Consider the following 3,196-nt stretch of genomic DNA (forward strand, 5'->3'; position numbering starts at 1 on the left):
TTCTGTTGTTTTTTAAAAGTATATTTGGAACAAAAACTTATAAAGATTCTGAAACTAAAATAAAGAAAGTGGAAAGTGAAACCATTATTACGACAAAAGTTAAAAAAATAGACCATGAAAACCATCGAATCCATTTTGAGACATTAAACCCAGAAAGAAGAAATATTGATATTTATTTTGCTCTCCTAAAAATGAGTTTATCTACTTTTCCCAGAACGAAAAAAAAAGAAATAGGCAAAGCTATAACTTTACTTAATGGAGATAAAAATTTAAGAAAAGTAATCTTGAAAAGTCAACAATTCTTCATATGGGGAATGAATGATGAAACGTGCAAAGATAAATTCATAGAGATATACGAAAATATTGGTGAAAAAAAATATCCTAAATTTATTTGCTGGATACAGTATGAAAGATTCTTCTTTCAACATTATATTCCATTCACCTGTCAAGAATTGCCATACTCTGAAGAGTTAAATGTAATACCACTCAAAGAAATTGTTTATTCTTCAAATCAAAACCAATTTTTTCCTCAAACTTCTGTGGAATATTTAAGTCGTGTAATACCGAAGGGAAGAACTGAAAATGCAATACAGGTATTGGATTCACAGAAATTTAAAGAATTTTTGGAGAATTTCAAAACTTAAAGTAACGACGCATAACTGCGGCTGACACTCCCCGCTCGGGTCTTTCGCCCTCGCTCGGCCTAAAGGCAAATTGTCCTCCGTCACGCTTCTTGCGATGCAAGAAGACGCGCCGACGCTAACGCCTCTACGAGGCTCAGCTACGGACAACGTCGTGTAGCCTAGTTCGTTATGCGCCATGCAAAAAATGTATGCCTCTGGACATGGGTAACACTATATAAAAAGCAGTAAAAAAAAACAAAAATTAAGGTATTGACTTTTATATAAATATATATATCTTTATATATATGAATCGAGCTAAATTATTTAAAAATGGTGATAGCCAGGCTGTAAGACTACCTAAGGAATTTAGATTTAAAGGAAAGGAAGTTTATATTAGAAAAGATGGGAATTCTGTAATCATCTCACCTATCGATGACGCCGTAGATCGATTATGGAAATCATTAAACAGTTTTCCTGAGGAGTTTTCTATCGAAAGAAATCAACCCGAAAGTATTGAAAATAGAAATCCATTATGAATCAATTCTTGTTGGATACGAACATCTGCATATATATTATAAACCAGAAACCTGATTCAGTTTTTAAAAAGTTTAAGAAAGTAAGCTTAGATAATATTCTTATTTCGAGTGTCACTGAATATGAACTAAGATATGGAGTTGAAAAAAGTCAAAAATCGGAAAAGAATTTAGCAATATTAAATGATTTTCTAGCATACTTGAATATCATTCCGTTCGATTCCCTTTCCTCTTTAATCGCGGCTTCTATTCGATGCAAATTGGAGAAAAAAGGTGAGATGATCGGTCCTTATGACTTACTCATTGCATCTCAAGCAATAGCTAATGATTATACTCTTGTCACAAATAATGAAAGAGAATTCAAAAGAATAAAAAACATAAAAATCGAAAATTGGATTTTGTAAGTTACAGACCGTCGTATAACTGCGGCTGACACGCTAAGCTTCGGGACTGTCGCCCTCGCTGGGCCTAAAGGCAAATTGTCCTCCGTCACGCTTCTTGCGATGCAAGAAGGCGCGCAGACACTAACGACTCTGCGATGCTCAGCTACGGACAACGTCGTATAGCCTAGTTCGTTATGCGAAAGATCGCCAATGAAAAATATTTAAAAAGGATAATTTAATGAAAAACGCTTTAAACGAGGAAGTAACTACTTTTCTAAATAATTTGAATCATCCGCTTATCAATGAAATCAATGAATTACGAAAAATTATACTTCAAACCAAGATTACACTACAAGAAAATATAAAATGGAATGGACCGAATTATTTATATGATAATGAAGATAGGGTAACAATGAGGATTCAGCCACCTAAACAATTACAATTAATATTCCATAGAGGTGCGAAAGTAAAAAAGCAACCACCAACTAGAATAATAATAGATGAGACAGGCTTATTGCTCTGGAAAGAGAATGATAGAGCTATAATAACCTTTAAATCAATTGAAGAAATCAAGAAAAGCAAGAAAAATATAAATAATTTAATAATTCAATGGGTTGATGCAACTAGGAATATTATTTAAAAATTGCCGATACTTCGTATAACTGCGGCTAACACGCTAAGCTTCGGGACTGTCGCCCTCGCTCGGCCTAAAGGCACATTGTCCTCCGTCACGCTTCTTGCGATGCAAGAAGGCGCGCAGATACTAACGACTCTGCGATGCTCAGCTACGGACAACGCCGTATAGCCTAGTTTGTTATGCGTAATGTTTTTAAAATTAATTAAAAATATGCATGAAAAATGCTTGCATACTCATGAATTTACCTTACGATTACCAAAATGGCAAATCTACAGGTCAGAGACATAGATAACAGACTTTATGAATCTTTAAAAAGAAGAGCAGAACTAGAGCATCGTTCGGTAAGTCAGGAAGTTGTCATGATTATCGAAAATCATCTAAAAAGAGATAACCTGGAAAGCGAACTTCAAACGCTAGAGTTTCTTAAACTTACAAACTCTTGGCACGACAACAAAAACGCAAAAGATATAATTTCAGACATTAGATCTTCAAGATCAAAAAAAAATCGATCTAGGATAACAGATGAGTTATTTGATTGATACAGATATCATAATCTATAGCCTAAAAGGTAATGAAATAGTTCAAAAAAATCTTATTGAGAAAAAAAACATATCGAAATCTATTTCTGTAATTACTTATGGCGAACTTATCTTTGGTGCGAAGAAATCAAAAAGTAGAGAGAAAAATCTTGCTACTGTATATAGAATTGGAGAACTTTTTCCGGTCATTGAATTGACGAAAGGAATTGTTGAAACCTTCGGAGAAGTAAAGGCCACTTTACAGAAAAAAGGAAATACCGTTGACGACTTCGATCTTCTAATCGGTTCAACGGCTTTATTTTTAAATTATACCTTAGTTACTAATAATGAAAAACATTTCTCAATGATTCCTGATTTAAGAATTGAATACTGGAGTAAATAATTTACTTTTCGCACCAAAATCACTGCGCATAACAGCGACTTAACGCTACGCTTCGGGACAAGCCCTCGCTCGGCCTACGGCAAATTCCCCTTCTGGCAT

At 34.3% G+C, this 3,196-nt stretch carries 6 protein-coding genes; all 6 read left to right on the forward strand.

The genetic code is table 11. The annotated features are described in order from the left end of the window. The coding region (locus tag EHQ58_RS18675) for a hypothetical protein (RefSeq protein WP_167883502.1) at positions 1-644 on the forward strand (644 nt) is incomplete at its 5' end. A 284-nt stretch (positions 645-928) separates the two neighbouring features. Further along, positions 929-1,159: a type II toxin-antitoxin system antitoxin VapB gene (gene vapB / locus EHQ58_RS01745; protein WP_135621621.1), complete on the forward strand. Its 231-nt coding sequence runs from the start codon at positions 929-931 to the stop codon at positions 1,157-1,159. Beyond that, complete coding sequence (gene vapC, locus EHQ58_RS01750) at positions 1,156-1,560, forward strand: type II toxin-antitoxin system tRNA(fMet)-specific endonuclease VapC (protein WP_135621622.1); 405 nt, start codon at positions 1,156-1,158, stop codon at positions 1,558-1,560. The genes vapB and vapC overlap by 4 nt, the downstream gene beginning before the upstream one ends. Positions 1,561-1,777: 217 nt before the next feature. Beyond that, positions 1,778-2,179, forward strand: a complete 402-nt coding sequence (locus tag EHQ58_RS01755) for a DUF1801 domain-containing protein (protein ID WP_135621623.1) — start codon at positions 1,778-1,780, stop codon at positions 2,177-2,179. A gap of 257 nt (positions 2,180-2,436) precedes the next feature. Further along, positions 2,437-2,715: a FitA-like ribbon-helix-helix domain-containing protein gene (locus EHQ58_RS01760; protein ID WP_135621624.1), complete on the forward strand. Its 279-nt coding sequence runs from the start codon at positions 2,437-2,439 to the stop codon at positions 2,713-2,715. Next, positions 2,699-3,097, forward strand: coding sequence for a type II toxin-antitoxin system VapC family toxin (locus tag EHQ58_RS01765; protein ID WP_135621625.1), 399 nt, complete (start codon positions 2,699-2,701; stop codon positions 3,095-3,097). Before EHQ58_RS01760 ends, EHQ58_RS01765 begins: the two co-directional genes overlap by 17 nt. The last annotated feature ends 99 nt before the right edge of the window (positions 3,098-3,196 follow it).

This window comes from Leptospira ognonensis (assembly GCF_004770745.1).
GTDB classification, from domain to species: domain Bacteria; phylum Spirochaetota; class Leptospiria; order Leptospirales; family Leptospiraceae; genus Leptospira_A; species Leptospira_A ognonensis.